At 34.6% G+C, this 25,158-nt stretch carries 23 protein-coding genes; 12 read left to right on the plus strand and 11 right to left on the minus strand.

Annotation, left to right across the window (positions count from 1 at the left end; all coding sequences use genetic code 11):
* The first annotated feature begins 11 nt into the window (after positions 1–11).
* Positions 12–446, plus strand: coding sequence for an SH3 domain-containing protein (locus QUS22_RS03515; RefSeq protein WP_289513618.1), 435 nt, complete (start codon positions 12–14; stop codon positions 444–446).
* Positions 447–448: 2 nt separating this feature from the next.
* Here the strand turns inward: QUS22_RS03515 and QUS22_RS03520 are convergent, their stop codons facing one another.
* From QUS22_RS03520 to QUS22_RS03555, 8 genes are all read right to left on the minus strand, one after another.
* Positions 449–955: a WBM0748 family T4SS-associated protein gene (locus tag QUS22_RS03520; protein WP_289513619.1), complete on the minus strand. Its 507-nt coding sequence runs from the start codon at positions 953–955 to the stop codon at positions 449–451.
* Positions 956–1,105: 150 nt separating this feature from the next.
* The gene (locus QUS22_RS03525; protein ID WP_289513620.1) at positions 1,106–4,009 is read right to left on the minus strand and encodes a hypothetical protein; all 2,904 of its coding nucleotides are present in this window, start codon (positions 4,007–4,009) and stop codon (positions 1,106–1,108) included.
* The gene (locus QUS22_RS03530) at positions 3,990–6,344 is read right to left on the minus strand and encodes a VirB4 family type IV secretion/conjugal transfer ATPase (protein WP_289513621.1); all 2,355 of its coding nucleotides are present in this window, start codon (positions 6,342–6,344) and stop codon (positions 3,990–3,992) included. Before QUS22_RS03530 ends, QUS22_RS03525 begins: the two co-directional genes overlap by 20 nt.
* Before the next feature lie 44 nt (positions 6,345–6,388).
* Positions 6,389–6,763 (minus strand): hypothetical protein, encoded by a 375-nt coding sequence (locus tag QUS22_RS03535; RefSeq protein ID WP_289513724.1) that lies wholly within the window; start codon positions 6,761–6,763, stop codon positions 6,389–6,391.
* A 101-nt stretch (positions 6,764–6,864) separates the two neighbouring features.
* Positions 6,865–8,115 carry a hypothetical protein gene (locus QUS22_RS03540; RefSeq protein WP_289513622.1) on the minus strand — a complete coding sequence of 417 codons (1,251 nt, stop codon included), beginning with the start codon at positions 8,113–8,115 and terminating at the stop codon, positions 6,865–6,867.
* A gap of 103 nt (positions 8,116–8,218) precedes the next feature.
* The gene (locus QUS22_RS03545) at positions 8,219–9,259 is read right to left on the minus strand and encodes an NAD(P)H-dependent flavin oxidoreductase (protein ID WP_289513623.1); all 1,041 of its coding nucleotides are present in this window, start codon (positions 9,257–9,259) and stop codon (positions 8,219–8,221) included.
* 5 nt (positions 9,260–9,264) lie between these two features.
* Positions 9,265–9,786: a cytochrome b gene (locus QUS22_RS03550; RefSeq protein ID WP_289513624.1), complete on the minus strand. Its 522-nt coding sequence runs from the start codon at positions 9,784–9,786 to the stop codon at positions 9,265–9,267.
* A gap of 714 nt (positions 9,787–10,500) precedes the next feature.
* Entirely contained in the window at positions 10,501–12,549 is a 2,049-nt protein-coding gene (locus tag QUS22_RS03555) for an ATP-dependent DNA helicase RecG (protein WP_289513625.1), read from the minus strand.
* 171 nt (positions 12,550–12,720) lie between these two features.
* Between QUS22_RS03555 and QUS22_RS03560 the strand changes: the two genes are divergently transcribed.
* Positions 12,721–13,668 carry a hypothetical protein gene (locus QUS22_RS03560; RefSeq protein ID WP_289513626.1) on the plus strand — a complete coding sequence of 316 codons (948 nt, stop codon included), beginning with the start codon at positions 12,721–12,723 and terminating at the stop codon, positions 13,666–13,668.
* Between the two features lie 9 nt (positions 13,669–13,677).
* On the opposite strand, the gene miaA is transcribed toward QUS22_RS03560, so the two are convergent.
* Entirely contained in the window at positions 13,678–14,571 is an 894-nt protein-coding gene (miaA, locus tag QUS22_RS03565) for a tRNA (adenosine(37)-N6)-dimethylallyltransferase MiaA (protein WP_289513627.1), read from the minus strand.
* Between the two features lie 75 nt (positions 14,572–14,646).
* Between miaA and QUS22_RS03570 the strand changes: the two genes are divergently transcribed.
* A complete protein-coding gene (locus tag QUS22_RS03570; protein ID WP_289513628.1) occupies positions 14,647–15,117 on the plus strand; it encodes a hypothetical protein in 471 nt (156 codons plus the stop codon).
* A 773-nt stretch (positions 15,118–15,890) separates the two neighbouring features.
* On the opposite strand, the gene QUS22_RS03575 is transcribed toward QUS22_RS03570, so the two are convergent.
* Together QUS22_RS03575 and QUS22_RS03580 are read right to left on the minus strand one after the other, a co-directional pair.
* Positions 15,891–16,637 carry an alpha/beta hydrolase gene (locus QUS22_RS03575; protein WP_289513629.1) on the minus strand — a complete coding sequence of 249 codons (747 nt, stop codon included), beginning with the start codon at positions 16,635–16,637 and terminating at the stop codon, positions 15,891–15,893.
* A gap of 1 nt (position 16,638) precedes the next feature.
* Positions 16,639–17,166, minus strand: a complete 528-nt coding sequence (locus QUS22_RS03580) for a c-type cytochrome (protein WP_289513630.1) — start codon at positions 17,164–17,166, stop codon at positions 16,639–16,641.
* Between the two features lie 169 nt (positions 17,167–17,335).
* Here QUS22_RS03580 and recJ point away from each other — a divergent pair, with 169 nt between their 5' ends.
* The 9 genes from recJ (at position 17,336) to gyrB (ending at position 25,051) form a co-directional block, all read left to right on the plus strand.
* A complete protein-coding gene (recJ, locus tag QUS22_RS03585) occupies positions 17,336–19,075 on the plus strand; it encodes a single-stranded-DNA-specific exonuclease RecJ (RefSeq protein WP_289513631.1) in 1,740 nt (579 codons plus the stop codon).
* A 929-nt stretch (positions 19,076–20,004) separates the two neighbouring features.
* The gene (locus QUS22_RS03590) at positions 20,005–20,082 is read left to right on the plus strand and encodes a hypothetical protein (protein ID WP_353477732.1); all 78 of its coding nucleotides are present in this window, start codon (positions 20,005–20,007) and stop codon (positions 20,080–20,082) included.
* Positions 20,083–20,097: 15 nt separating this feature from the next.
* Positions 20,098–20,304, plus strand: coding sequence for a hypothetical protein (locus QUS22_RS03595; RefSeq protein WP_289513632.1), 207 nt, complete (start codon positions 20,098–20,100; stop codon positions 20,302–20,304).
* Between the two features lie 128 nt (positions 20,305–20,432).
* A complete protein-coding gene (locus tag QUS22_RS03600; protein WP_289513633.1) occupies positions 20,433–20,678 on the plus strand; it encodes an ankyrin repeat domain-containing protein in 246 nt (81 codons plus the stop codon).
* A gap of 63 nt (positions 20,679–20,741) precedes the next feature.
* Positions 20,742–21,095, plus strand: coding sequence for an ankyrin repeat domain-containing protein (locus QUS22_RS05520; RefSeq protein WP_353477733.1), 354 nt, complete (start codon positions 20,742–20,744; stop codon positions 21,093–21,095).
* An 87-nt stretch (positions 21,096–21,182) separates the two neighbouring features.
* Positions 21,183–21,398, plus strand: coding sequence for a hypothetical protein (locus QUS22_RS03605; protein ID WP_289513634.1), 216 nt, complete (start codon positions 21,183–21,185; stop codon positions 21,396–21,398).
* 62 nt (positions 21,399–21,460) lie between these two features.
* Entirely contained in the window at positions 21,461–21,829 is a 369-nt protein-coding gene (locus tag QUS22_RS03610; protein ID WP_289513635.1) for a hypothetical protein, read from the plus strand.
* Between the two features lie 187 nt (positions 21,830–22,016).
* A complete protein-coding gene (locus tag QUS22_RS03615; protein ID WP_289513636.1) occupies positions 22,017–22,289 on the plus strand; it encodes a hypothetical protein in 273 nt (90 codons plus the stop codon).
* Between the two features lie 374 nt (positions 22,290–22,663).
* Positions 22,664–25,051, plus strand: a complete 2,388-nt coding sequence (gene gyrB / locus QUS22_RS03620) for a DNA topoisomerase (ATP-hydrolyzing) subunit B (protein WP_289513637.1) — start codon at positions 22,664–22,666, stop codon at positions 25,049–25,051.
* The last annotated feature ends 107 nt before the right edge of the window (positions 25,052–25,158 follow it).

Below are 25,158 nucleotides of genomic sequence, written 5' to 3' on the forward strand. Positions count from 1 at the left end.
CGTGAATTACTATGAACAAGTCTATAATAATATTATTGTTTTCATTGTTTAGTCTTAGCTTGTTTGCTAAAGACTTTGTTTCAACAAAATCAAATAAAGTCAACATGAGAACAGGGCCAGGATTTCACTATCCTGTAAAATGGATATACATGTGCAGAAGTCTGCCCCTAAAAGTTATAGAAGAGTTTGAAGATTGGAAAAAGGTCTGTGATATAAATGAAGACTGCGGATGGATAAAAAGTAATCTGCTTAGTGATCAACGCTATGCGATGATGAAAGAAGACGCTTATGGATATCAAAAACGGAGTGTAGATAGTAAGATTACTATGAAAATAGACAAGTTTGTTATGATGAGGATAGAAAAATGCAACAAAGAATGGTGTTTTCTTTCTACCCCAAAACGCAAAGCTTGGGTACAAAGAAAACACTTATATGGAGTTGATTAGTGTTAACCTAATAGACCATCATTGGTAGCCATATTCTCTTTAGAAGTCTGTGCAGCTAAATCAATAGTGCTTCCTCCTTCGGTTTTATGTTCTGGAAAACCTTCTTTCTCTGCAGTGTAATAAAATTGCCCACAAAAACTTTTTAACATCTCTTCAGCAGATGAGTTTAAAATTTGTACAATAGACTTTTCACTTTGCTCCTTTAGCAATTGATCCACCCTAGAAATCAACTCAGAAAACTCACTACCTGATTTTTCAGCTTCGCTTTTTATTTTATTTTCTATACTTACAATATCGCCTTGGTCGATTTCCTCTCTTGTTATACTGAATGAATTTGCAATATCTTGATACTTAACCTTGCAGTTACCACTGCCAGTTATACAAAGAGTAATGGAATCAGATATTTCACTTGCAGCCCATTTTTGTATAGCGTAAGCCAAATAATTATTATGGTATTGAACACTAAATTGTTGTTCTATTAACTCAGAAATTTTATTCTTTAGAGACATAAAACACCCTCCCCTTATATCGGCTATACCTTCTTATTAAAGTGCAGAATTAGACCTCAATAGTAAATACATACGTGATTTACTTTAATTAATTATTAAAGTAAGAAGTAGAATCTGCGATTTTTAGAGCTATGATTTAGAATTCTTTAGCTACAGCCCTAGCAATTCCCTTGTGATCTCATCCTTTATTTTCTGAGTTATGCCGGGATGAAGTTTTTCAATTAAGTCGCTAACACTAGGAGTGCTACCTGGATTTTCTACCAGGGCATCAATTATTTTTTTTACTTCTTCATCGTCAATTTGTACAGACCTAATTATTACATAACCAGGAGAACCTCTACCGTAGGTTTTACTACTTCTATTGATACAGCCACCCGCACCATGTTTATTGCTGCTGCTTGCACTGCTACACTGCACTGCTTCGTACTTGATTTTACCATTTTCTATGTATGCTATTTGATTGTTTTGTATAGATGCTTTACCTGTTACTATTGTTGGCTCCTCTAGCCTTAAATTGTTTACATGGATCTTTGTTTTCCTGTACTCCCGATTACCATATTTCTTATATACACCTCCACCTGCAACTGTAATTAGTGGCCGGCAATTTTGCCTGTGCGAATCACACATTGCTATCCAAGTTGGTCCACCATCTTTATTGGATATACTATGTGTTTGTCTGCCACCTCCCTCTGTAGCTTGAGCTTTAATTATGGGATAATCAGGGTCAATTTTCAATTGAGCTTTAATATAATCTCCTGGCATTCCTGGCCTACTTTTCGTAGAATGAGCTTTGCCTTTTATATGACCTGCTTCACCACCTCCCCATGCTTCTATTTCAATATAACCGTATTTAGACAAATTACCTGTATAATTATTACCACCTGAAAACTTGTAAGGTTTTGATAGGCTTTTGTTTTTTAGCTGCTCCCTTATTATATCTAGCACTCTCTTTTTTATATTCTTTAAGTTAAACATACACAATTTATCAGCATAAAAAACCTCCGTTCTATTTGCTTTAATTGATTGATCTTTTAATTGTATGCAGTTTTGTGCTTCACCTTTTTTGTTTTTTAATTCTTCACCCTTCTCGTTTTTACAAATCACCTCCTCATACCTTAAGTAAAATGGCTTATCATCTTTTTTATTCAAATATTGTGTTGAACGGCTACACTTTCCATTAAAACAAATGCAACCATCTTGGCCTTGATCACATCTTTCTCCATGCTTTGCATCCATCAATTTATATACTACTTTCAGTCCTGTACCAGATTGAAACGCTGCATCTATTTCATCATTTTTATTTACACAATAACTGCATTTTCCCTTCTCCTGCATATTTTTCTCGGGGAAGAAAACATATCCTTGTCTATTGAATATTATTTCATCCAACTTTTCTTGAGGTCTTTGTAAAAGGTCGTCTTCTTTGTTGTCCTTACTTGGAAGATAATAGAATTGATTTGATTCCTTTGAATAGACAGCATCGTATTTAATATACTTTGTCCCCATTGATTTTAGTGGTATTATCTCATTTTCTCTTTTAATAACAAACTCTTTTGGTCTTGGCTTCCAACCAGAAAGACAGAGCATTTTGCTTTTAGAATTTTCTTTATATTTTATTTCTACTTCTGGTCGTCCCAAGCTGTCTAGTTTACATTTGTTCCCCTGAAACTCTTTACATTCTGTTTCAATATCAGGAACATAGCCATATTCTTTCAGAACTTTAAATTGCGAGTCGTTTTTCTTTAATATACCTTCAATAATATTGTCAATATTACTTTTACTGTTATTACCATCAGTTGTTTTTGCTACTATTGCTGGATTTACTACTTTTAAGGATAGAGGGCCAATGTTTGTAAGACGATTGGAATAAACATTAAAAGTACAAAAACCGTCACTATAAGCTCTATCATCTAGTGAATCACAAACGTTTCTACTCATCTTCATTCTTATCTTTAACGTGTTACTCTGTCTTCCCGACATGTTACTTTGTACTATCTCTAATACTTTAGGCTCTGGAGCAGGTGGTGCCGGGAAACAGCGAGCAGGAAATTGTAATCTTCTTTTAGATTTTTCTCTTTCAGTACCATGGTATTCAGTACATAGCTTGTCTTTTTCTCTATATGTTTTGAAATAATATATAGTGCTATTTTGATCTGGAACATAACGCTCATTATTCTTAATATAATTCTGAACATGATGATCATTAGAGTTATCTTTTCCATCTTTTTTGGGAAAGTCTAATTTTTGTCCAACTTTTCCATCTCCTCCTCTTAGATCACCAATTATTACCTTAACCTTAGGATTGAAGTAATCATTGTCTTTATTTGTTATAGGGACAATTCTAACCTGCGGAGGTGACATTGCAAGTTGTTCACAGAACGGAGGTGGGCCAGGTGCAAGTGGCACAGGAGCGCATTTTACTTTTTTTTGGTAACAGGTATCGCAGGTATTTGTCATATCTCCAGGACGGAAAATATTTGCTCCTTCACCTATTCTAGCAAAATATGAGAAAAAATCTCCCATACAGGCTGCTTTTTGGCCACAAGCACATATCTTAGGGGATTTAGCAAATTTTTCTTGCTCTTCTTTAGTTACATTATCTGCCCATTCCCATCCAAGACCTTTTGCAATTCCTTCCTTAATTTTTCCACCATCTAATATTGTATCTCCTTCCCAGTCGATAAAAACTGCTGCAGAAATTCCAGCCCCACTCGCCTGTGTTCCGTATATCTGGCGGCATGATGTTCCATCAGTTAATATATAACAATTATCTCCTTCATAATCACATACTTTAATCCTTGGATTAAAGAAACCATCAGCTCTTTGATCTTTTAATGCAGTTACTTTTATTTCCTTTAATAAATGAGGATCAAATCTTAAATCACCCCACTTGCCAGTAATGAAATTCCAAAAACCTTTTCCTATTGAGCTCCCTACAGCTTCAGCGTCAGTACGAAAATATATATCTTGGCAAGTATCAGAATATACATTACTTGCAATTAGCAAAATTAACACTAGAAAAAAAAATTTAGCTTTAAGCTTTACACTTTTCATAAAACACCGGCAACCACTTATTGACTTCCTCTCCTTTTTCCTTTATTGCTTCATGCATATACTTTATAGTCTTTTTATTAGCTGAGAGTACATATGTTTCTTGCATGTCTTTCAGATCTAGGTTTAAGGTTACTAACCCTTTGTATTGTTTTATTAAGAATAAACCTTCCTGTGTTGGTGTTTGTAGAATTATATTCAGCTCTTCTTTCGATAAAGAAAATGCTTTCATGTATAATCTATTTGCATTGATGTTTGGCATCAAAATTCTTGTATCAACATGTTTATCTAAATATTGAGTAAATTTGCTAGCAAATGCTAGATCTAGGTTTTCAGTACTTAGAATTACTACAACGTTTAATTTTGTCATCCTTCTCATCCAATTATCAAACTCTTCCTCTGTAGGAAAAATGTTACTTATCTCCCATGCTTCATCCAAAACAAGTATTGCGGGCGAGCCATCACATTTTGCTTCAAAAGAGTATAAAAAATAGTAAAGTATCACGGACATACATTCTTTTTGTTTTGTGAGGTTTGCAGTATTGAGAGATATAGTTTTCGTTTCCCAGTCAATGTCCGATTCATTGCCATCCTGAAATAAGTAAGCAAACTCACCGCTACCACACCATTTACTTATCTTACCTCCCAATAGCAAGAGCACCTCAGAAATTTGTGAAATGGAACGCGATTCCTTTGGTATAGCAAATATAGAATCCACAATTTTTTTTATCTTTTCTTCTACGTCCACTAAGCCCGTATCGGCTACCATTCTTTTGAACATCTCAACTAGCATACTACGATTGGAAACACTATCTTCAATGTTTAGTGGGTTAAATTTCAGGCTTTTATCTTTATGTTTTTGGTCAATTATGTAATATTTACCACTTATTGCTTTAGTAAAAATTATTGATTTTCCAGTGTTATCCAATATAATAATCCTAGGGTTAAATTTTCTTGACTCCGACAACAAGAAATTAATCAGTAAAGTTCTACCCGAGTTTGGAGCTCCAAGTATTGTAGTGTGGCCATTGTTTTTCTTTCCATGAAAATTGAAGAAGTAAGGACTTCCTTTTTTTGAAAAAAAGACCGTTACTGCTTCTTTCCACCTTCCTCCTTTTAATGTACCTGACGTGAAATCATGCAGCATAGCAAAACTACAAGCGTGTTTTGCTAATATACTTTTCGGTTGTGTAATAAAAGCAAAGTTGCCCGGAAGTTGTGCCCAAAAATGATCTTCCATATGCAGGTCAGTTCTGAACATCATCAAACCAATTAAAGACATTATGGAGGATAGATTGCTGATATTTTTAGCTAGTCTATTCTTATTGTCTGCAAAGACCGTAAAAATAATTTTTTGTTGACAAAAGTTAATAGCAGCAGCCTTTTCAAGTTCTATTATTTCTTTTATTTCTGAATTTTGAAGTAAGATATTATCCTCACTGATTTGCAGCATATTAATTTGTTTTTTGAATTCTTTTACTGCTTTGTTATTACTAGTGAATATTATTACTTCTGTAATAATAAACTCAGAGTCAAGTTGCAAACACCTGTCTGTATTTTCCAAGGGGATTTCCCGATATTCCTTTATGCAAAAAATAGCACCAAACTTCTGTTGATTTTCAAATATTGTTTGAAATGTATTAAAACCAAAAGCTACCTTTAAATTTTTAACATATTGCGATAGGTCCCTTTCACATATTGGGTAATCTCTATGCGTTAACGTAACAATGTAATGGAGAAATTCCATCATTTCAGAATATATTTTACCCTCACTAAAACTAAGGCCCAGTTTTTTAGCTCCGAAAGGTTCTAAGTCACTTTGAATTAAATCAGTTATCTTTTGTAATTCGTGATGATTTTCTTGTAAGGACGGCTTATGCTTATTCTTTATTCTACTCAGAAAAAACGAATTATTAGTATGCTTGCCAAAATCGCTAAACAGCACTACAATGTATAGCTCGTTTATATATTGTAGTTTGCTATCAGTGAGTTTGTTAAGCCGCGTTAAATGTAGCTTATCAGAAAAGTCTTCAGTTTTATTCCATTTTAGGCTAAGTTTATTGCGCTTCCTAACAGTGTGAATCCAAACGGTAAAATATAAGCTGTTAATATTTTTTGATATGCTTTTTCTAATTTCAGTTCTAAGGTCGCTGTAGTTATCAGCAGAAGAGTAATCTTCTAACTTGATTATTTTTAATAATTCTCCCTGTTTTGTTAGTATGGTTTCCTCATCATAATGGCAAGCATAAGGGATGAAATCTAAATCAATGCTTTCTAGTAATGCTAAGTTGTGCTTTTTTTCAAGCTTAAGATTAACTGCTGGTATTTTTGCCTCCATACAACATCATGTGTGTTCAATAAAGGTAACTCTACAAGTGATACTTAGTTTTTATCTTTTTTTTTGCTGTCGAGTTGCAAATTTGTGTCTTTTGCAAAGTTAAATTTTTCTTTCAAGTAATCCATTGCTTTTTCTGTGCTTCCGAACATCATAACCAGTATACTGAACATTATCATGAAAAAGATTATGCCCCTGAAAGCTATTGCAAATATCACTGCAGCTATACATAATCCTATAATTGTTGAAGGGCTCATATTTTCTATAGTATCTTTGACTGAAAATGAAGAGATAAAATTTTTTACCGTTTCTTGTATATCTTTTAACTCATCACCTACTGAACTTGCTTCGCTAGAGTATGATGCAAAGATAAAAACCAATAGGGCTACAAAAACTAAAATTCTATTCAATTGAATGTGCATCAACTAAATACCTTTTAAACATCCTTTGATTATAACAACTTTTACATCAGTAGACAAGAGCTGAATTCACTTGTTTGCTAGAGGTAATACATATTTAATGTTTACCGCTGTTTGACACCAATAAGAGGGCTCGAATTGGTGGATGACAATTCACTTGAAGGAGGGGTTAAACATAGTGTAACTACTGCTGCTATAGCAAACATTGCAGCCATACCAAACAATACTGCTCCTATCACCCAGAATGATATTACTCTTGCAACAAGATACCCTACTGCTAGACCAGTACAACCTGTTGATAGTGCCTTGCAAAGACCTCTATTATTGGGTTGTTTTTTAGGTGACGTACCTTCACTATTATTTCTGTTCACAGGAGATTTCTGTACGGTTATAGTGGCGTTTTTTCTGTCCCCTTCTTTTTCAGATTTAAGTCCTTCTTCCCCAGGTAACACTGGCTTAAATTCTTCACCATTTAACTTTAGCTCTTCTTCAACTTGACCTGGATCTGCTTGACCAACTAGGTTGCCACTTTTTTGTGCCTGTGGCTCTTCTAATAAAGTCTGTTCTGATTGCACTCGATCTTTGATCCATTTAAAAGGAAGTCTTTGTTGACTTGGCCCTTTTGTTCTTGTTTTGGTTGGGTGTTCTAATCTTGGTTTTTCTTCATTATCTATTTGTGGATCATTATCTCCTTCAATAGAGCTTAATGCTGATTCTAAACTTTCATTAGATGAAATACTTGCTATTGATGTTGCACTGCTGCTTTTACTATTTACTAGTGATTCCAGACTTTTATAACTCAGACCGGGTAAACTGACTACACTATTTGAATAACTACTGAGCTTAGGGGTATTTACATTATCTTGTCTATCTATTTGACCATTTTCATGATTGCTTTGATTTTGAATAGTGCTACTAGAGTAATTTTTATCTCTGCTCTTATTAGTAATCCATAAAATTATTTCTAATATTTTCACTCTTATTGTTTGTAGTTTTTGTGGTTGTTTTATTTTTTTGTTAATGATTGAAGGTACGGCTAGTTCTTCTGATTTTATTATTTCTGTTTTTAAGGCAGAAAGGAAGTTCTCGATATAATAGTTATAATATTTTTGATATTTCTCTTTGCTTTTTGGTGATTTCGCCGATTCGATCTGTTTACTCAACGATTTTTCCAATACACTTAATATATTAGGATCAGCTCCTTCAATGAGCAACTCTATACTCTTTTTGAGAGACCTATCTTGCGTTGGGTTTTCACGTTTATGCTTTTCTTTTATTACCTTTGTGTATATAGTCTTGTACAATGATAAGTTAATATCCTCATAATATTGAGTTTTTTTAAAAGGACTGTGCATAGCGCTTCTCCATACATAACAAAATATATAGATACCTCTATGACGTTAATTTTACATTAAAACTGGGCAATTATACCATATTATAGAGAATTACGGTAACTTGCTAACCATTTGCTTTGCTAATTATTGGGCTTTCTGCTTCCACAGATTTGCTTTCAATATAACTATTTGCCTGTTGCACTAACATATCTATTACTTCTTTTACAGGCTTTTCCTTATCAACCATGCCAACACTTTGACCGGCCATTAAAGATCCTGTTTCGACATCTCCTTCAATCACTGCTCTCCTTAAAGCTCCAGCCCAGAACTTTTCTATCTCAAGCTGTCCATCTTCTTTTGAGATCTGTCCATTTTTGTACTTATCAATAACTTTTCTTTGGTGCTTTATAAAGTCATCACTTGCTTTGTTAGCTATGGCTCTTACTGGAATTACAGGAAAATCAGTACTTATTTGTACAGAAGACACTGCATTACGTGCAGTTGATTTAATAAACACTTCTTTAAAGTTTTTGTGGGCAATTGACTCATTCGTGCATACAAACAATGTGCCTATTTGACAGCCACTTGCTCCCATTTCTAGGTCATTAACTATCATTTCACCTCTTCCTATTCCACCTGCAACAAATACTGGTATTTGCTCATTTTTAAAATAAGGCAAGATCTCTTGTGCGAGAACAGAAGTGCTAACTGGGCCTATATGTCCACCTGCCTCCATTCCTTCTATTATTAGCCCATCTACTCCCATCTTCACCAACCTTTTTCCAAGGCTCAGTGATGGTGCAAAACACATTACTTTGATGCCCACATTCTTGATTTTTTCTATACTAGGCTTTGTGGGTAATCCACCTGCAAGAACTATATGGCTTACTTTCGTTTCAATACACACATCTATCAACTCACTCAAATTTGGGTGCATAGTGATTAGATTTACACCAAATGGCTTGTTAGTTAATTTCTGTGTCTCTATGATCTCTTTTTTCAATAAGTCTGGAGACATGGCACCGCATGCGATTACACCAAATCCACCAGCATTTGAGATTGCCGAAACTAAATTTCTCTCTGAAACCCAGCTCATAGCACCACCCATTATCGCAAACTCACTACCGAGAAAATTCGTCCCTTTTTTCCAGAGGCTACCCAACATACAACCTATATCATGCGTTTAAAAATGTTTTGTTTATCTATGAATGTGTGTTTCAAAGCGCCAAGTATATGTAAAATTATAAAGAATATTGTAAAGTATGCAAATGTCGAATGTAGCCCGTTGGCTGTATTAGCTAGCTCTTTGTTTTTATTGATTAACAAGGGAATATGAAAAAGATACTTGATCTTTATGCCAGAGGCAGAGGACATGACATAACCAGATAATGGCATCATTATCATTAGAAAATATAAACTAAAGTGCGCTGTTTTGCTTATATTGACCTCAAATCGAGAGAAATGTGCTGGAGGTGGTGGAACATAAGTAAAGACGTACAAAAATATATGCACTATGGCTAATCCAAAAACAGTAATCCCGCAAGCCTTATGGATAGCGTATATGCTGAATTTAATTTCATTGCTAGCCGGTAAGCTTTTCATGTAAAACCCAGCACAAAGCATACCGATAATAAAAGCAGCCATTAACCAATGGATAATTCTTAAACCTAAGCTGTATTTATTGTTTTCCATTTTGATTACCCAACTTGATTATCTCAAAGTAGCATTTATATAGTAGAAAAACTATTTTTCAATCAGAATTATCTATATATAACCTTGTTACCTTGATAAATGTTCGTGCAATTGTTACGCGTGACATACAACTGGGTCTAGCTCTCATCAAAAATATTCATTTTAATATAAGACTATTTATTTCAGAAAATATTGTATAAAAAGCTGCTTGTCAATTTTTGACAACCTCCTTATCTTGGGAATAAGTGTGTTTCTAACTCAAAGCTTGTTTTTGACCTGCAGGCTCAATGACAAAATTCAGTAAAAAACTCAAGGTATTTTTTGGCGGGCTACATCAAATTATTGAGGCTGTATGTCTTTTAAATTTTTTCTACATTCAGCTAAATCGTGCTTAAACTGAGCATCAGCAAATTGTTACAGCGCCAATTTAGGGTATTAGAGGGTTAAAGCTCGCTACTTGGGAGTTTTTTTGCCTTTTTTTTAGTAAATTTCATAGTATTTAGATTAGTTTCAGTTTAAGAGTTCAAGAGAGTGTCATTCCAGCTCGTGATGCTTGAATCTAAAAAAAAGAAAATGGATCCCAGTGCCCAGACACTGGGATAACATCATAGAAGCTACTTAGGTGACAGAAAAGGAGTATTGGGATCTAGGAAAGAGCTCTGGGGCGACAAAAGGGAGTGGACTACTGGCTTCTCATATGGTTATGCAAGAAATTTACTGAAATTTCGAAAAATGCAACCTACTTCTGTATTCGAATATATCAAGTAGTAATTCAAAAGATTCACTCTCAGCAATGACACTTTTTGCATTATTGTATGCGAGGTTGAGCAGCTCTCTGTCCTTATATAAATCAGCAAATTTAAACTCCATACATCCTGATTGTTTTATGCCTAAGATATCTCCACTGCCTCTTAGCATCATATCCTTTTCAGCAATGTAAAATCCATCTTGTGACTCACACATGGTCTTTAGTTTTGAGGATGAGCTTTTACTTAGATTATCGTATAATAATACACAGAAAGACGGTTTATTTCCTCGCCCTACTCTGCCTCTTAACTGATGTAATTGCGATAACCCAAATTGCTCTGCATTTTCTATAATCATAATGGTTGCATCTGGTACATCTATACCAACTTCTATAACAGTAGTTGCAACGAGCAGAGAAAATTCCTTCCTTTTAAAGGAAAACATAACTTGGTCTTTCTGATCTTGAGTTAATTTTCCGTGTATTATGCTAACTTTATCAAAAAATGTTTTTTGTAATTCCCGAAAACGCATCTCTGCTGTAGCAATATTGAACTCTTCACCTCCTTCTATGTAAGGGCAAATCCAATATACTTTCTCGCCCCTACTGATAGCACTCTTCAGTTTCTCAATAATATCTGGTATTCTCTTAATGTTCATAGTAACAGTTTTTATTGGCAATCTAGATTTTGGTTTTTCTTTCAAAATTGAACATTCAACGTCACTATACATAGCTTGCTGCAAGGTTCTTGGGATTGGAGTTGCGGTGACAAAAAGTATATCGGTATTTTCTCCCTTTCCCACCAAACAGTTTCTCTGCATCACTCCAAATCGCTGTTGTTCGTCTATAACTGCAAGCCCTAAATTTTTAAATGTAACGTTAGCTTGAAATAGTGCGTGAGTGCCAATCACTATGTTTAAAATACCACTCGTGAGTTCGTTCATGATAATCTTTCTTTCCTTATGCGTAGTTTTACCAGTTAGCAGAGCAACTTTTATATCAGTACATGACAAAGCCTCTTCGATCCAATTATAATGTTGCTCTGCCAAGATAGTAGTTGGTGCCATCAGAGCTGCCTGCATGTTGTTTTCTACCACACTCAGCATTGCAAAAAGTGCAACTACTGTCTTGCCACTACCAACATCACCTTGTAGCAAGCTCACCATGCGGTACTTGGATTTTTGTCTCTCTGAAATTTCATCTATTGCACGAATTTGATCATTTGTTAATTGGAATGACAGCCCATTTAGAACTTGCTCTCTATATTTATTGGATATTGCAAATTCTCTTCCCCTTTTTTTTACATGATTTTTTCTTGCAAGTTTTAGTGCCAACTGATACGCAAACAATTCATCGTAAGCAAGCCTTTTCCTACAAACCTCCGCTTCTGTCAATGAGCTTGGTCTGTGTAATTTTATGATGCTTTCTCTCCAACTTAGCCATTTTTTTTGCTTAATTAACGTGCCATCTATCCACTCCGGCAAATCAGGTAATCCTTTTAAATTAGAGCTTATTATATTTCTAAGGCTCTTATTAGTAATGCCACGACATAATGGATAAATTGGTTCTATGCAAGCTATTTCATCAAATTGGCTAGTGTTAAGCGATACATAATCTGGGTGAGTAATTTGCCAGTGTTTGGCAAACTTTTCGAGCTTTCCACTAATAATTATATTAGCTCCGACTGGAAACGACTTATATAAATACTTAATTGAGTAATTAAAAAAGGCTATAAATATATACTGATTTTCACCTTCGACGATTATTTTATATGGTCTACCTTTAAAAGTGGGACGCTGATGCTCATAAACCTTTGCCATGAAAGTTGTAAATTCTCCAACTTGAGCATCAGACAGTGACTTGCTTCTATCTACATAACTGAGTGGCCTATAAAACAGCAAGTCTATTACTTTGTCTCCACCGCAAAGCTTAGGCACTATTACAGAGTGAAATTTAGATATGCCCTCCAGCTTGCCATTGAGAAAAGTCAGTATATCTGATTGTTCATTGAGATTCATACATATGTAAAACTGCTTATCAATAATAGAGCCTTCTTAAAATTTTGTCACCTTATGGTCAAATTATGCACGATTTATCATCGTAAGGCTTATATTAAACATTTTTATTAACTTATTTATCATCTTTATGTATTATTATACTGCTAGTGGTCAATAGCTAAAGTATTAATAATGAGCAGCTCTACACCAGAAGAAAAGAAAAATCTAGTAGCTACACTTAAAGCTCAAGCAAAAAACTTTAATTTCAGTATGTTAAGAGTTAGTAAAGATAATGCTGAAGCGAATTCTGGGTATCAGGCGTATAAAGACATTGATAGAATGAATTTTGTTATTGACGGCAAGAGCGTGGATAAAATTTTAATTAAAGCACTGATAAACAGAGATAAAAAAGAATTTGACAAAATTTGGGAAGAATATTGCCAAGACTCAAAAATTCCTAAAAAAACTGATCAAGAGGAGGTTAAGAGATTTTACAATTTGGGCAAAGAGCACGCTCATCTATTATTGAAAAAAGGAGATAAAAATTATTACCCATTTGCAAAGCAAGTTTTTATAGAACTGTTTAAGTATGCTAAAGCAAAAGCAGAAGTTCCAAGTGATTTTATCTTAGAGGAGCTAATTACTAATTGTAACCAAGCAGGGTATGAAGCTGCTTCATTGGTACAAGTTCAACTTGCACTAGGACATTTATTTGTAGTAGCCTCTTCCAAAAGAGTAATGAATATTAGTTATATTGGCAAAAACCAAAATAATGTGAGTATTAGATCTGATATGAAACTACCAATATTCCTCCAAAACAGTGAAGGTGAACTTGGTGACGAGGTATGTGATCTATCCAGCTCATTAGAATTCACACTTGAATCTCAAAATGAGAAAGATGGTGTGACATATACAAATGGTACATTGTCACTTGTTGTTCCTCGAAAGTTGAGAGATTACAAAATGGACGGCAGAAGTTTATTTGATCTTATTAAAGAGTATTTTTACAAATTCTGCGAGAAGTTAGGATTTAAGCTTGAAACAAAAATAGAGCATAGTTTTGGTGAGCTGAGAGCAGATAGCTACCTGAAAGGTGTGCAGCTGCCTCTCTATTGTAATGAACATGGAAATACACCTTGAAACTAATAATTAAAATATTTCAAGCGCCGTTAGCTTGTTTACACAGTCAACCACTTCAGAATCCGGAAATTGGTTTTTAAACCAAGTGTACTGACGTTTTGCATAACGTCTTGTATTTGTTTGAGCAATTTGTATTGCTTCATCTAAATTGAGTTCCCCTTGTAAGTACTTTATAATTTCCGGTACTCCATGTGCTTTCATAGCTGGCAAATTCGAGGATAGGTTCATGCTAAGTAGCTTTTTTACTTCATCAATTGCTCTGTTTTCGATCATTGTAACAAAACGTGAATTTATTTTTCGGTATACATCTTCACGTTTGGGCAAAATTGTGTATATCTTGAAATTATTGAACAAGGGGGGCTGTCTATGTTCTTGCCATAAGAAAATTGACTTGCCAGTTTCAACGATGACTTCAAGTGCCCTTGAAAGGCGGTGCGAGTCATTCATGAATATTTTACCTTGAATTTTTGAATCCTTGCTTAGCACCAATTTGTAGAACTCTTCTTTACTTAAATTTTCCCTTAATTCACTTACATTTTTTCTCACTTCCTGATTTATTTGAGGAATTGATGATAAGCCTTTGATTAAACTGCTGATGTAAAGCCCACTTCCTCCAGTGAGGATGGGCATTTGTGAGTTTTCTAGAGCGCTATTGACTTCCTTCTTCAAATCTTCTAGCCACAGACCCACGGAATAATTTTCTTTTGCCGAAACATAACCATATAGTCTGTAAAATTCTTCTTGCCTTGGTGGTTGAGCTGAGATTATGGGAATTTCTTTATATACTTGCTTCGAATCACAATTTATTATACTGATATTCCTATATTTTTCTACCAGTTTACCGCATAATTCTGATTTACCTGAAGCTGTAATTCCTGTAATAATTACTATATTATCTTTCATTTATATTAATTTAATTAACATATGATAGGGTGTAATAAAAATTTGGATCCTACAATCTAAAGTTTGGAGATTTTTATGACAGGAAACAACGATAATAATTCATTCATTAAGCGTTTTGCGAACAGGACTCCTAGTAGCACAGAAGGAGGTTTTTCTAGCAAATATTCATCTCAAAACACAAAAGAACGTGCATTAGGAGAAAAAGGGAAAATCATTGAGTTAGCAAGCAAAAAAATTGAGCCTAAAGAAGCTTTTTCTGAAAGCGGCAGCATAAAAAGTAAAAGCAGGACTGTCAACAAAGGATCTTTTGCTGATGCAGCAAGAAGAAGCAGATCAGATCTCATATATTTAGTTCGTGGTAAAGATCGTGGAAGGTCAGCATGGCATTATGTATTAGTTGATAAGGATAAGAGAGAAATGTTTCTTGCAAAAAGCAGAACTGGCTCTATGGATGTTGCAGATTACGGAGAAATTTTATATTCAGGATGGGGAGAAGATCCGCCACAAGAAATAGTTGATAAAATCAATGAAGAGTTTGGGCTGTAGCAAATCTATTGTGAACTAGACTTCTTGCATAACACAAACTAAGCAGAAAAAGGCAATTTGCTATCTATTAAAATATTACTTTTTGTAACACTGCGTGCCTAAAATTGCTTTAGCTGTAGATACTTAAAAAATTTACTAAATAAAAAAAAGGCAAAAGAACCCGGTTAATATCTATTTTCAGTATCGGCATTTTTAAGTCTTAAACACTGCAATCTAGCTGCTTTTAAACTGCAACTACCCTTAGCTTTAATGCTTAGAAATTTATCAGGTTGAAAAAAAAGACAAAAAAGCCTTTGGTAGCTAGTTGTTCTACTCTTTGTTTTAAAATTTGACGTTGGGTGATGTCTTGAACGCTTTATAAGCGCGGATTGGCTTACGTTAGGTAAAAACTAGAAATTTTATAAAGGCATAAGATGCACATAGTGCAAAAAATTACATACAATACCACAAATACGGTATATTTTTTGTTATTTAATCTGCTCAGACTGAAGATAAATAAATAACTTCAATACCCTTGATAAGGGGACTGGAGGAATTTGTCAAGTAGTTTCTGTTGAATCCAACACGCTACCAAAAACTATGTAAGAAGTCTAATACAATAAGGCACCACTCAGCGTTTTGGTAAATCGAACGTTTCTTCTATAGCTAGCGCAGGTTCAGTCTTCCTATACTAACTGCCGTGGTATCACAGTACAAATTCCTCTAGCAAGTAGCGGAATAACGAATTTGTCGTCTTTCAAATCGTCAGTAAACTTCAGTTACTTTAGCTATAACTACACAGTTGGCAAAAATTCTCTAATGGTCTGAAACAAAATTTCCAATGAACGACTATCAGACATGCTATGCTCTGCTGACTTTGTCAAGTGTACTTCAATATCAGTTGACTTGATTTTTTCAGCTAAATTTAATGAGGTTTGATAAGGAACATCTTTATCGTTAATGCTGTGCAATAAACGCACAGGAGAGTTTATATCTATTGTCTCTTTATTTAAAAGGAGGTTCTGCCTGCCATCTTCTATCAAATTCTTAGTTATTTTGTATGCACAATGCCCTAAAGTAAAATCTATCACACCTTTAGAGTCTAGTTCTTCTTTTTGCTTACCTGATAACTGCTTGAATATTAAATCTTCAGTGAAATCAGGAGCTGATGATAATCCAACGAGTGCTGCAATTCTTTCTGGAAATTGAATAGCAGTGAGCAACATCAGCCATCCTCCCATACTTGACCCTATAATTATTTGTTTGCTGTTAGTTAATTCACTGATTACTTTAGCACAATTTTTTTGCCAATCACTTATTGTGTAATCAATGAAATCACCACTTGAATGCCCGTGGCCAAAGTAATCAAATAGCACAAGTGCTATGTCGTTTTCTTGGCAAAATTTGTAAACAGCAGTCGCTTTAGTTCCATTCATACTGGATGCAAATCCACCGAAAAAAACTATAGAAGCTTTTCTTCCTTGTAGATTGCGATATGCTATATACTTACCACTTTCACCGAATAGTTTACAGTAATCCATATTACTTTGGTAAAGCAACTGGATTATCACTTAATTGACGCAAGTAACTAACTAAATCTGCAACTTCCTGCGGATTAGAAATACCTGCAAATGCCATACGCGTACCTTTTATATAGGCTTTTGGATTTCTTAAAAAGGCAAATAGCTCTTCATATCCCCACTTTCCACCCTTTTCAAGCACCGCTTTCGAGTAATTGAATGAGTTGCCAAGGTGTGCTTTTTTGTTTCCAACTATGTTCCACAAGTTTGGTCCTACTTTATTTGCTCCACCTTTTTCAAAACTATGGCAGGCTATGCATTTCTTTGCTGCAAACTTGCCTTTCTCAAAACTAGCGTTCTGCATGAGCGCTCCAATATCGAGCGCTACTTGTTCGATTTTTTGTTGAGGTTCATTACTACCAACGGCTACTATTGTTTGGTGTTCAATCTTATATTCCTCTGGACTGTAAAGCATATCAACTACATTGCTGACTATCATAATTAGTAGCCCGGAAAATAGAATCGATGCTGCAATCTTATTAAGCTCCATAGTTGATTTTACCAATCAATGTTACTTAAATTATATAGATATTTTTGCAAACAGTAAATAGTTACCTTAAAAAGTAAGTTTAGCTATATAATTATTCTAAAGAGATTGACGAATGCAATTGTAGAACAAGCTTGAAAGTTCTGGTAAGGTAGTTTTATTTACAAGCAATATGCTACTTGGTGTTGAAAAACGCAGTATAACAAATGCGTTGTGGAAGTTACAAGAAGTAGATCAAAGGGAAATCTTAACCCTTACTCAGAGATTTGAGTTACCAGAAATTTTAGCGAGGACACTTGTTATTCGCGGTGTTAATGTAGAGAGTGCGGTCAACTTCTTATATCCACTAATCAGGTCGCTATTACCAGATCCCTTTCATCTTCTTGGTATGGATAAAGCTATTTTACGCATAATACGGGCAATAAACAATGGTGAAAAAATAGCAATATTTGGTGATTATGATGTTGACGGTGCAACATCATCAGCATTGATTAACAGGTACCTAAAAGCGGTTGGTATACACTCTATAATCTATATCCCAGATCGTGTTAATGAAGGATATGGATTAAACGTAGATGCTTTATTACAACTTAAAAAGAATGGAGTTAATCTATGTATTTCCGTTGATTGCGGTACACTTGCATATCAACCGATAGAAGATGCCAAAAACTTTGATCTTGATATTATAGTTGTTGACCATCACCTTGGTACAGAAAAACTACCAAACGCTGTGGCGGTTGTTAACCCAAATCGCATTGATGAGAGCTCCCCTTATAATAATCTTGCAGCAGTTGGTGTGTCATTTTTACTGATTGTTGCTCTTAATAAGAGCCTACGTGAGCAAGGGTTTTTTATTAGCAAAAAAGAACCAGATTTATTTGATTTACTGGATCTTGTTGCTCTTGGAACTGTTTGCGATGTTATGCAGATTACTGGCCTTAATAGAGCATTTGTCTTGCAAGGGTTAAAAGTTATGTCAGCGAGAAAAAATGTTGGCTTGCGCATTTTATTTGATGCTTTGGGAATTCTTGAAAAGCCGAGTGTTTCTCGGCTGGTTTTTAATATTGGGCCATGCATAAATGCTGGAGGAAGAATCGGGGAAGCATCACTTGGTGCAAGGCTGCTTTCTACAGATGACGAAGAGGAGGCGCATTCCATCGCGCTAAAATTAATAAGTTTTAATAATGCAAGGAAGATGATGGAAAATGAGGCTCTTTTGGAGGCTACAATACAAGTGGAAAGTTCTATGCAATCAGGTGCAAGTTTTATAATGGTGAGAGGCGATTGGCACCAGGGGATAATTGGCATAATTGCATCAAGGCTGAAGGAGCAGTTTCACTTGCCAACAATAGTGATATCTTTAAACAATGGAATAGGAAAAGCAAGTTGTAGGTCAATTCCTGGAGTCGACATTGGTGCTGCAGTCCTTTCCGCAAAATTTACAAATCTAATTATTGAAGGCGGCGGCCACAGTATGGCAGCCGGGTTTTCGATTAAGGAAGATAAAATAAATGATCTACATAGCTTTTTTACTAAAAGGTTTACAAACTTCATAAATGACAAAGTTTTAAAAGCTGATGGTATAGTAACTGTTAAGGCAATAAACTTGTCCCTGTGGAATCAACTACAACGCCTGGAGCCATTTGGTGTAGGCAATCCTGAGCCGAGGTTCATCATCCAAGGAGCAAAGATCAAGAAACCTGAAGTTGTAGGGGTTGACCATATAAAATGTTTCATTGCTGATAATGATGTCATGGTCAGAGCTATTGCGTTTCGTTCTGTAAATACTCGTCTTGGTTCTGCTATCATGCAGGGTAATGTTGAAGCTGTTTTAGGTAAAATCTCCGTGAATTACTGGAATGGCAATGAATTTGTACAGTTTTTAATAGAGGATATATTGACCATTAGGTGAATTACCCATCAATCTCACCAAGAACTAAATCTAAGTCTTTTGGCTTTAAGCAATCAAGTAGCTACTTATAATAGACTTCTTGCATAACCATATAAAGAACTTTTGACAGAGTGTTGGGGTTATCCAATAGAAACGAAAAAGTTGCTTGACTAATTTTATTAGTCTCCTTATTTTGATAATAATGGTATTTCTGACTCAAGGCTTGTTTTTGACCTACTCAGGTTCAATAACAAAATTTAGTAGGAAACTTAAGATATTTTTTAGTGGATTACATCAAATTATTGCGGCTGCGTGTCTTTTAAATTTTTTCTACATTTAGTCAAATTGTGCTTAAACTAAGCATCACAGCATTATTACAGCGCTAATTTAAAGTGTTAGAAGGTCAAAGCTCGCTACTTGGGGTTTCTTTTGCCTTTTTTCTCATTTAGTTAATTTCTTAATGTTTGTAGCTAAAGCAATTTAAGAGCACGTGACGTTACAGAAAACGCTAGTATTTAAAGTAATAACTATTTGCCTTTTTCTAAGTTATGCAAGAAGCCCACTTTATATTTGACTAAAGTTTTAACTTTTATTAACATGATATTAATAAAAACTTAATAATAATCCTTAATAATGTATAAATTGACATGTTCGTAATTTCGTATGACAGGAGAAGTAGAAGAGTATTCTCTTAGAATAGGAACACAAAAAATAAAGCTAAGTTTAGGAAAACTTAGGGATTCTTATTGAATGTCGAATTTGCTCTCTGATATCAGAGAAGAAAAGGAAGAATAGGTAAAACTAGATAAAACTGCTCAATTAGAGATAATTGAAGGATTAATTAAAAATTTGGTTGATGTAAAAACAAACCTTGATGCACATAATGAGAATGGACATACCCTTTATATGTTGTAATTTGCAAGGGTAATATCCAAGTTGTAGAACTGCTAATAAAGTACGGTGCAAACGCCAATTATAATTATGAGCGCAATCGCACACCGTTGCATATTGCCATCGGACGTAAATAGTTAGAAATAGCAAAATTGCTGATAAAAAGTGGAGCAAATGTTAATGCAAAAACTAAAAATCACGGCAAAGATGATTTAACACCAATGCACCTTGCAGTTTTTGCAAGTACGCCGGAGTTTATAGAACTATTAGCTATCCATGGTGTGTTGATTAATGAAAGAGAAAGTACTAAGGACATACCCCTATTCTCTTTGTTGCTTTGTATGGTAATAAAAATATAATACAAACCTTAATTGGTAAGAGGCAAAATATTTAAGATACAGATAGTGATGAGCGAACAGCTTTATTTTTAGCTTCTAGACAGTGCACTGAAGCAGAAAATGACAGCAGAATAGAGGTTATCAAGTATTTGATAGACGAATTTAAAGCAGACGCAAAAAAGAAAGACAATAATAACAATACAGTACTTTTTTCTGCTGCCAATAATTGCTCTGGGAAAGTAGTGAAACTCATCATTGAACAATGTATAGAAAGCTTTGGTAGAGATAAGTTAGAAGGCTTTATCAACCACAAAAATAAAGATGGAATGGACGCTTTGGATATTGCGCTCAATAGTCGAAATGAAAAAGCCATTGAAGTATTAAGATCATATTAAGTAGGTATTGAGAGTAAGATAGATGGTGAAAGCCGCCTACTTCATGCAGTAAAAGGAGGTGATATAGAAAAAACGAAGCTTCTTTTAAAACAAGGAGCAAACGTTCATATAAAAAATGAAAAAGGACTTACTCCTTTAGATCTTGCTACGCAGCAAAACAATAAAAGTATTGCTCAGTTTCTAAAAGAGAACAAAGCAAAAACAAGTTTAGAGATAAAAGTACAATTGGCAGTGTTAGTTACGCTAATTGTTATAACCATTGGTCTAGCACTAGTAGTATATTTTATTATGGAAGGGTATTCGAGAAATTGCTGCAAAAAAAATAGGTCACACTTTCAATTAAGTAAAAAGTACAGAGGTGATACCTTCGATGCAAAAAGCATAAGGTTTTTTATAAAACAGCTACAAATACAGTAAATTACAGAGAGGTATAGTAGTTCGCAAATTTCTTATTGTAATATTTTTTATGACATAATATGCCAATATTAAAATGGTGTGTGTAATATGTTAGGCGAAAATAATGATCAACAAAAAAATAGCGTGGATAGAGCACATGCTATGATAGAAAGAACACAAAATGCTTATAACAGTACTGGTAAAATTAAAGAATTTATTGACACAATTTTACTAACAAGTATGACCTTCCCACTTTTTCTTCTTATAGAATTCGTTTTGTATTCACGGTTAGTAGATTATTTTTTTAAACTAGGAGAAAATTAAACAAAATTATCGGCCTGGCTAAAAAATATCGTTAAGGTAATACTAAAAGCTGTTTTAAGCGTATGCATTATTATTTCCTGTGTACTTTTAACATTGCCTGCATTATTCTTATGGCTGCAAACCGGGAACTCATTGGAGAAATATGGCAGCTTTTTAACTTAATGCGAGAAGCTCCAGAGGAAGAAATGCAGCCTTTCATTTACGGTTTAGTTGATGTTCTCCCTTTTATTGCACAAACTACTCACGATCCAAGTGCAGTTTTTAGTATAAATTTAAGTGTTGATAACCTCATAGAGAAATGTAAGGGGGAACTAAGTAAAGGGGCATTCTGTACACAGCTAAATGTAGGCAATACAGCTGACATTGAAGGGTGCATTAAACAGTCAAGTGAATTTAAAGAAGATGAAAAATCTCAAGCACTTGAATGTTAGAAGTTTATCAATAGGGCAATAGGAGATAGTTTTAAAGACAGTTATAGTAAATTAACGCTAAAGCAAGCAGCCATTTTATGTTGGAAGGCTTGCAATGATTAAAATACGGGAACAGAAAACCAAACAGTTCCTTTAAGTGATAAGAATATAAAAAACAGAAAAGATATGTTTATAAGAAGTTTTATAGATGCAGCATCAACTTATGATAACAAAAGTCAAAGGTTGTACTGGTGGAACATATAATAAACTGTTTGAGTCTTTATCTGGTTTGCATCCATTAGTGGTTATCACACTAGATGAAAAGGAAGCCAGTAAAATGATAAAGGAAACAATCACTCAAAGATTTCCCGAAATGGCTAAGGAAAACTTCAACAATTTCTCTAGGAAAGAGCAAGAAAGAGTTTGTAATAAGTTACCGGAGCCATCACCTACAACAATAAAGTATATTGTATCTGTATAACCTAGCTCTTGAGAAAAAGTGTCAGGAATTCAGCAGCAGGTTGGACGGTGATAAGAAGAAAGAAGTATTAGAAGAATATATGAGCAACCTATCCTATGTTGAATTGGGAAACTCAAATGAAATGACTAGATAAACTACATTTCATTGTAGTCATTTATCCTGAAATAAAAAGCAGGGTTTTGTATAATTGTTTCAATTTAGGCATATGTATAGAAATAATACGTGAAAGTGGGTATTATCATTATATAGAATAGATAAGTTGGCGCATTTTATACCTATATACCACGACCAAAGATTCTCCTTTCAATTTAGAAATGTTGCTAATCAGCATATACTAATGTAATATTGGTAAACATTTATAAATAAAGCAATCCATGAAAAGTAACTATAACGCTGAAGCAATAAAAATCTTACGAGGTCTTGACGCTGTAAGAAAACGTCCAGGTATGTACATTGGTGATACTGATGATGGGTCTGGCTTGCACCATATGGTGTATGAAGTTGTTGACAATGCGATAGATGAGTCTTTAGCTGGATATTGTGATAAAATTGAAATTAGCATAAATGAAGATGGCTCAGTATCTGTAGCTGACAATGGCCGTGGTATTCCAACTGATATCCATAAAGAAGAAGGAATATCAGCAGCAGAGGTGATAATGACCCAACTACATGCAGGAGGTAAATTTGACAGCAATACCTATAAGGTTTCCGGTGGATTACATGGTGTTGGAGTCTCAGTTGTGAATGCATTATCAAGTTGGTTAGAACTGACTATTTGGCGCAATAAGAAGGAATACTTTATGCGCTTTGAAGATGGTCAATCCATTGAATCCTTAAAGGTAGTAAATGAAAACACTAACAAGAGAGGAACTAGAGTAACGTTCATGCCATCAACAAAGACTTTTAGTAGAATTGATTTTAGTTACTCGACTCTTGAGAGTCGCATCAGAGAATTAGCATTTTTAAATTCAAATATCAAGATCACTTTGCGTGATTTACGTAACAAACCACATGTAGAGTCTCATTTTAACGATAGCAAACAGTCTGAAGATAATTTTGGCACAGCAAATTTTGTACGGTACTTAGATAAAAATAAGATAAATGTTACCAAAATTGCCAGCATGAGAGGTGAGGTAAAAGATCTTGGCATCAGCTTAGAAATATCAATGGAATGGAATGATTCCTACTACGAGAATATGTTTTGCTTTACAAATAATATAAGACAACGGGATGGTGGTACACACTTGGCAGGATTTAGATCTGCTTTAACAAGGTGTATCAATAACTATGCAACCAACGAAGGGTTTTTAAAAAAAGCAAAAGTGAATTTGATTGGAGAAGATGTCAGAGAAGGTTTGACTTGTGTTTTATCTCTTAATATGCCTGATCCTAAGTTTTCTTCACAAACAAAAGACAAGCTAGTCAGTTCTGAAGCGCGCACAGCTGTAGAGAGTATCGTTTCTGATAAATTAAGTACAATACTTGAAACCGATCCTAAATTGGCAGCAAGCATAGTGGAAAGAGTAATCAGGTCAGCTAAAGGAAGAGAAGCTGCGAGAAAAGCGCGCGAGTTAGTTAAAAGTAAAAATAGCATTGGTATTGCAATTCTACCTGGAAAACTTGCTGATTGTCAGGAGAAGGTTCCTGAGTTATCGGAATTGTTCATAGTAGAGGGTAATTCTGCAGGTGGTTCTGCAAAACAGGGCCGTAACCGAAAGATACAAGCAGTGCTTGCCTTGAAGGGAAAGATTTTGAACGTAGAACGTGCAGGACTGGATCGTATTTTTTCATCTGCAGAGATTGGCTCCTTGGTTACGGCAATCGGTGCTGGAATAGGAAATGGACATTTTGATATTGATAAAACTAGATATCATAAAATCATTATTATGACAGATGCTGATGTTGATGGTTCACACATCAGAACCCTGCTCTTAACATTTTTCTTTCGGTATATGCGTGAGGTAGTTGAAAGAGGATATTTATATATAGCACAACCGCCTCTTTATAAAGTTACAAAGAATGCTAAAGATACATATATTAAAGATGATGAAACTCTTGAAGAGTATATAGTAGACTCAGCAGTAAAAAAACTAACATTAAGTAGTACAGCTGTAGAATCGAGTGATCTACGCCTTATCTTGAGTAAATGTGTCAGCATTTCCAATATTAGCAAAAATTATGACAGAGAAATACCACAAAATCTTTTAGAGTCACTGCTAATTTTAAGTAAAAAGAATGTCCTATTGTCTGCTGATGAAATATTGAAATATTTAAAGTTAATGTATAGCGAATATAACTGGGAAGTAGAAATAAAAGATGAAGAAAGAGAAGTTCATATCTCCAAGCTATTTCAAGGATTAGCAGACAAATATATATTTCCGCTTAGCATGCTTGAAAGCAAAGAAATACGAAATATATTGAGTTCTCTTGATGATATAATCGACCTATTTAATGGTGATTCATTTTTAAAGTCACAAGAAACTGCAATAAAAATAAAATCTCCAAGTGCTCTTGCAAAAATAGTAATGGACTATGGTAAAAAAGGTTTAACTCTACAAAGATTTAAGGGTCTTGGCGAAATGAATGCTGATCAGCTTTGGGAAACTACGCTCAATCCAGAAACTAGGACTTTGCTAAAAGTTGAAATAGAAGATTGTGAGGAAGCAGATAGCATATTTTCTGTACTAATGGGTGATATAGTTGAGCCACGACGTGATTTTATCGATAACAATGCACTCAATGTGCATGATGTTGATATTTAACTTGTGGTTAAATGTTGCAGAATTCAGTACTGTTAACACAACCGTATGAATTTGTATCTTCCTAATACTTAATGTTATAGCGAGGTTTGTTGCATGGTATTGCTTAG

This window comes from Wolbachia pipientis (assembly GCF_030373985.1).
Taxonomy (GTDB): Bacteria; Pseudomonadota; Alphaproteobacteria; order Rickettsiales; family Anaplasmataceae; genus Wolbachia; species Wolbachia pipientis_D.

What these genes read in the sequence shown, in the direction of transcription:
- QUS22_RS03570 (WP_289513628.1), top strand. Translation starts at nt 14,647, where the DNA reads ATGACAGGAAACAACGATAATAATTCATTCATTAAGCGTTTTGCGAAC.
- QUS22_RS03580 (WP_289513630.1), bottom strand. Translation starts at nt 17,166, where the DNA reads ATGGAGCTTAATAAGATTGCAGCATCGATTCTATTTTCCGGGCTACTA.
- QUS22_RS03560 (WP_289513626.1), top strand. Translation starts at nt 12,721, where the DNA reads ATGAGCAGCTCTACACCAGAAGAAAAGAAAAATCTAGTAGCTACACTT.
- QUS22_RS03545 (WP_289513623.1), bottom strand. Translation starts at nt 9,259, where the DNA reads ATGTTGGGTAGCCTCTGGAAAAAAGGGACGAATTTTCTCGGTAGTGAG.
- QUS22_RS03520 (WP_289513619.1), bottom strand. Translation starts at nt 955, where the DNA reads ATGTCTCTAAAGAATAAAATTTCTGAGTTAATAGAACAACAATTTAGT.
- QUS22_RS03515 (WP_289513618.1), top strand. Translation starts at nt 12, where the DNA reads ATGAACAAGTCTATAATAATATTATTGTTTTCATTGTTTAGTCTTAGC.
- QUS22_RS03550 (WP_289513624.1), bottom strand. Translation starts at nt 9,786, where the DNA reads ATGGAAAACAATAAATACAGCTTAGGTTTAAGAATTATCCATTGGTTA.
- QUS22_RS03610 (WP_289513635.1), top strand. Translation starts at nt 21,461, where the DNA reads ATGCATTATTATTTCCTGTGTACTTTTAACATTGCCTGCATTATTCTT.
- recJ (WP_289513631.1), top strand. Translation starts at nt 17,336, where the DNA reads ATGCTACTTGGTGTTGAAAAACGCAGTATAACAAATGCGTTGTGGAAG.
- QUS22_RS03525 (WP_289513620.1), bottom strand. Translation starts at nt 4,009, where the DNA reads ATGAAAAGTGTAAAGCTTAAAGCTAAATTTTTTTTTCTAGTGTTAATT.
- QUS22_RS03555 (WP_289513625.1), bottom strand. Translation starts at nt 12,549, where the DNA reads ATGAATCTCAATGAACAATCAGATATACTGACTTTTCTCAATGGCAAG.
- QUS22_RS03535 (WP_289513724.1), bottom strand. Translation starts at nt 6,763, where the DNA reads ATGCACATTCAATTGAATAGAATTTTAGTTTTTGTAGCCCTATTGGTT.
- QUS22_RS03615 (WP_289513636.1), top strand. Translation starts at nt 22,017, where the DNA reads ATGCAGCATCAACTTATGATAACAAAAGTCAAAGGTTGTACTGGTGGA.
- QUS22_RS03605 (WP_289513634.1), top strand. Translation starts at nt 21,183, where the DNA reads ATGTTAGGCGAAAATAATGATCAACAAAAAAATAGCGTGGATAGAGCA.
- miaA (WP_289513627.1), bottom strand. Translation starts at nt 14,571, where the DNA reads ATGAAAGATAATATAGTAATTATTACAGGAATTACAGCTTCAGGTAAA.
- gyrB (WP_289513637.1), top strand. Translation starts at nt 22,664, where the DNA reads ATGAAAAGTAACTATAACGCTGAAGCAATAAAAATCTTACGAGGTCTT.
- QUS22_RS03575 (WP_289513629.1), bottom strand. Translation starts at nt 16,637, where the DNA reads ATGGATTACTGTAAACTATTCGGTGAAAGTGGTAAGTATATAGCATAT.
- QUS22_RS03540 (WP_289513622.1), bottom strand. Translation starts at nt 8,115, where the DNA reads ATGCACAGTCCTTTTAAAAAAACTCAATATTATGAGGATATTAACTTA.
- QUS22_RS03530 (WP_289513621.1), bottom strand. Translation starts at nt 6,344, where the DNA reads ATGGAGGCAAAAATACCAGCAGTTAATCTTAAGCTTGAAAAAAAGCAC.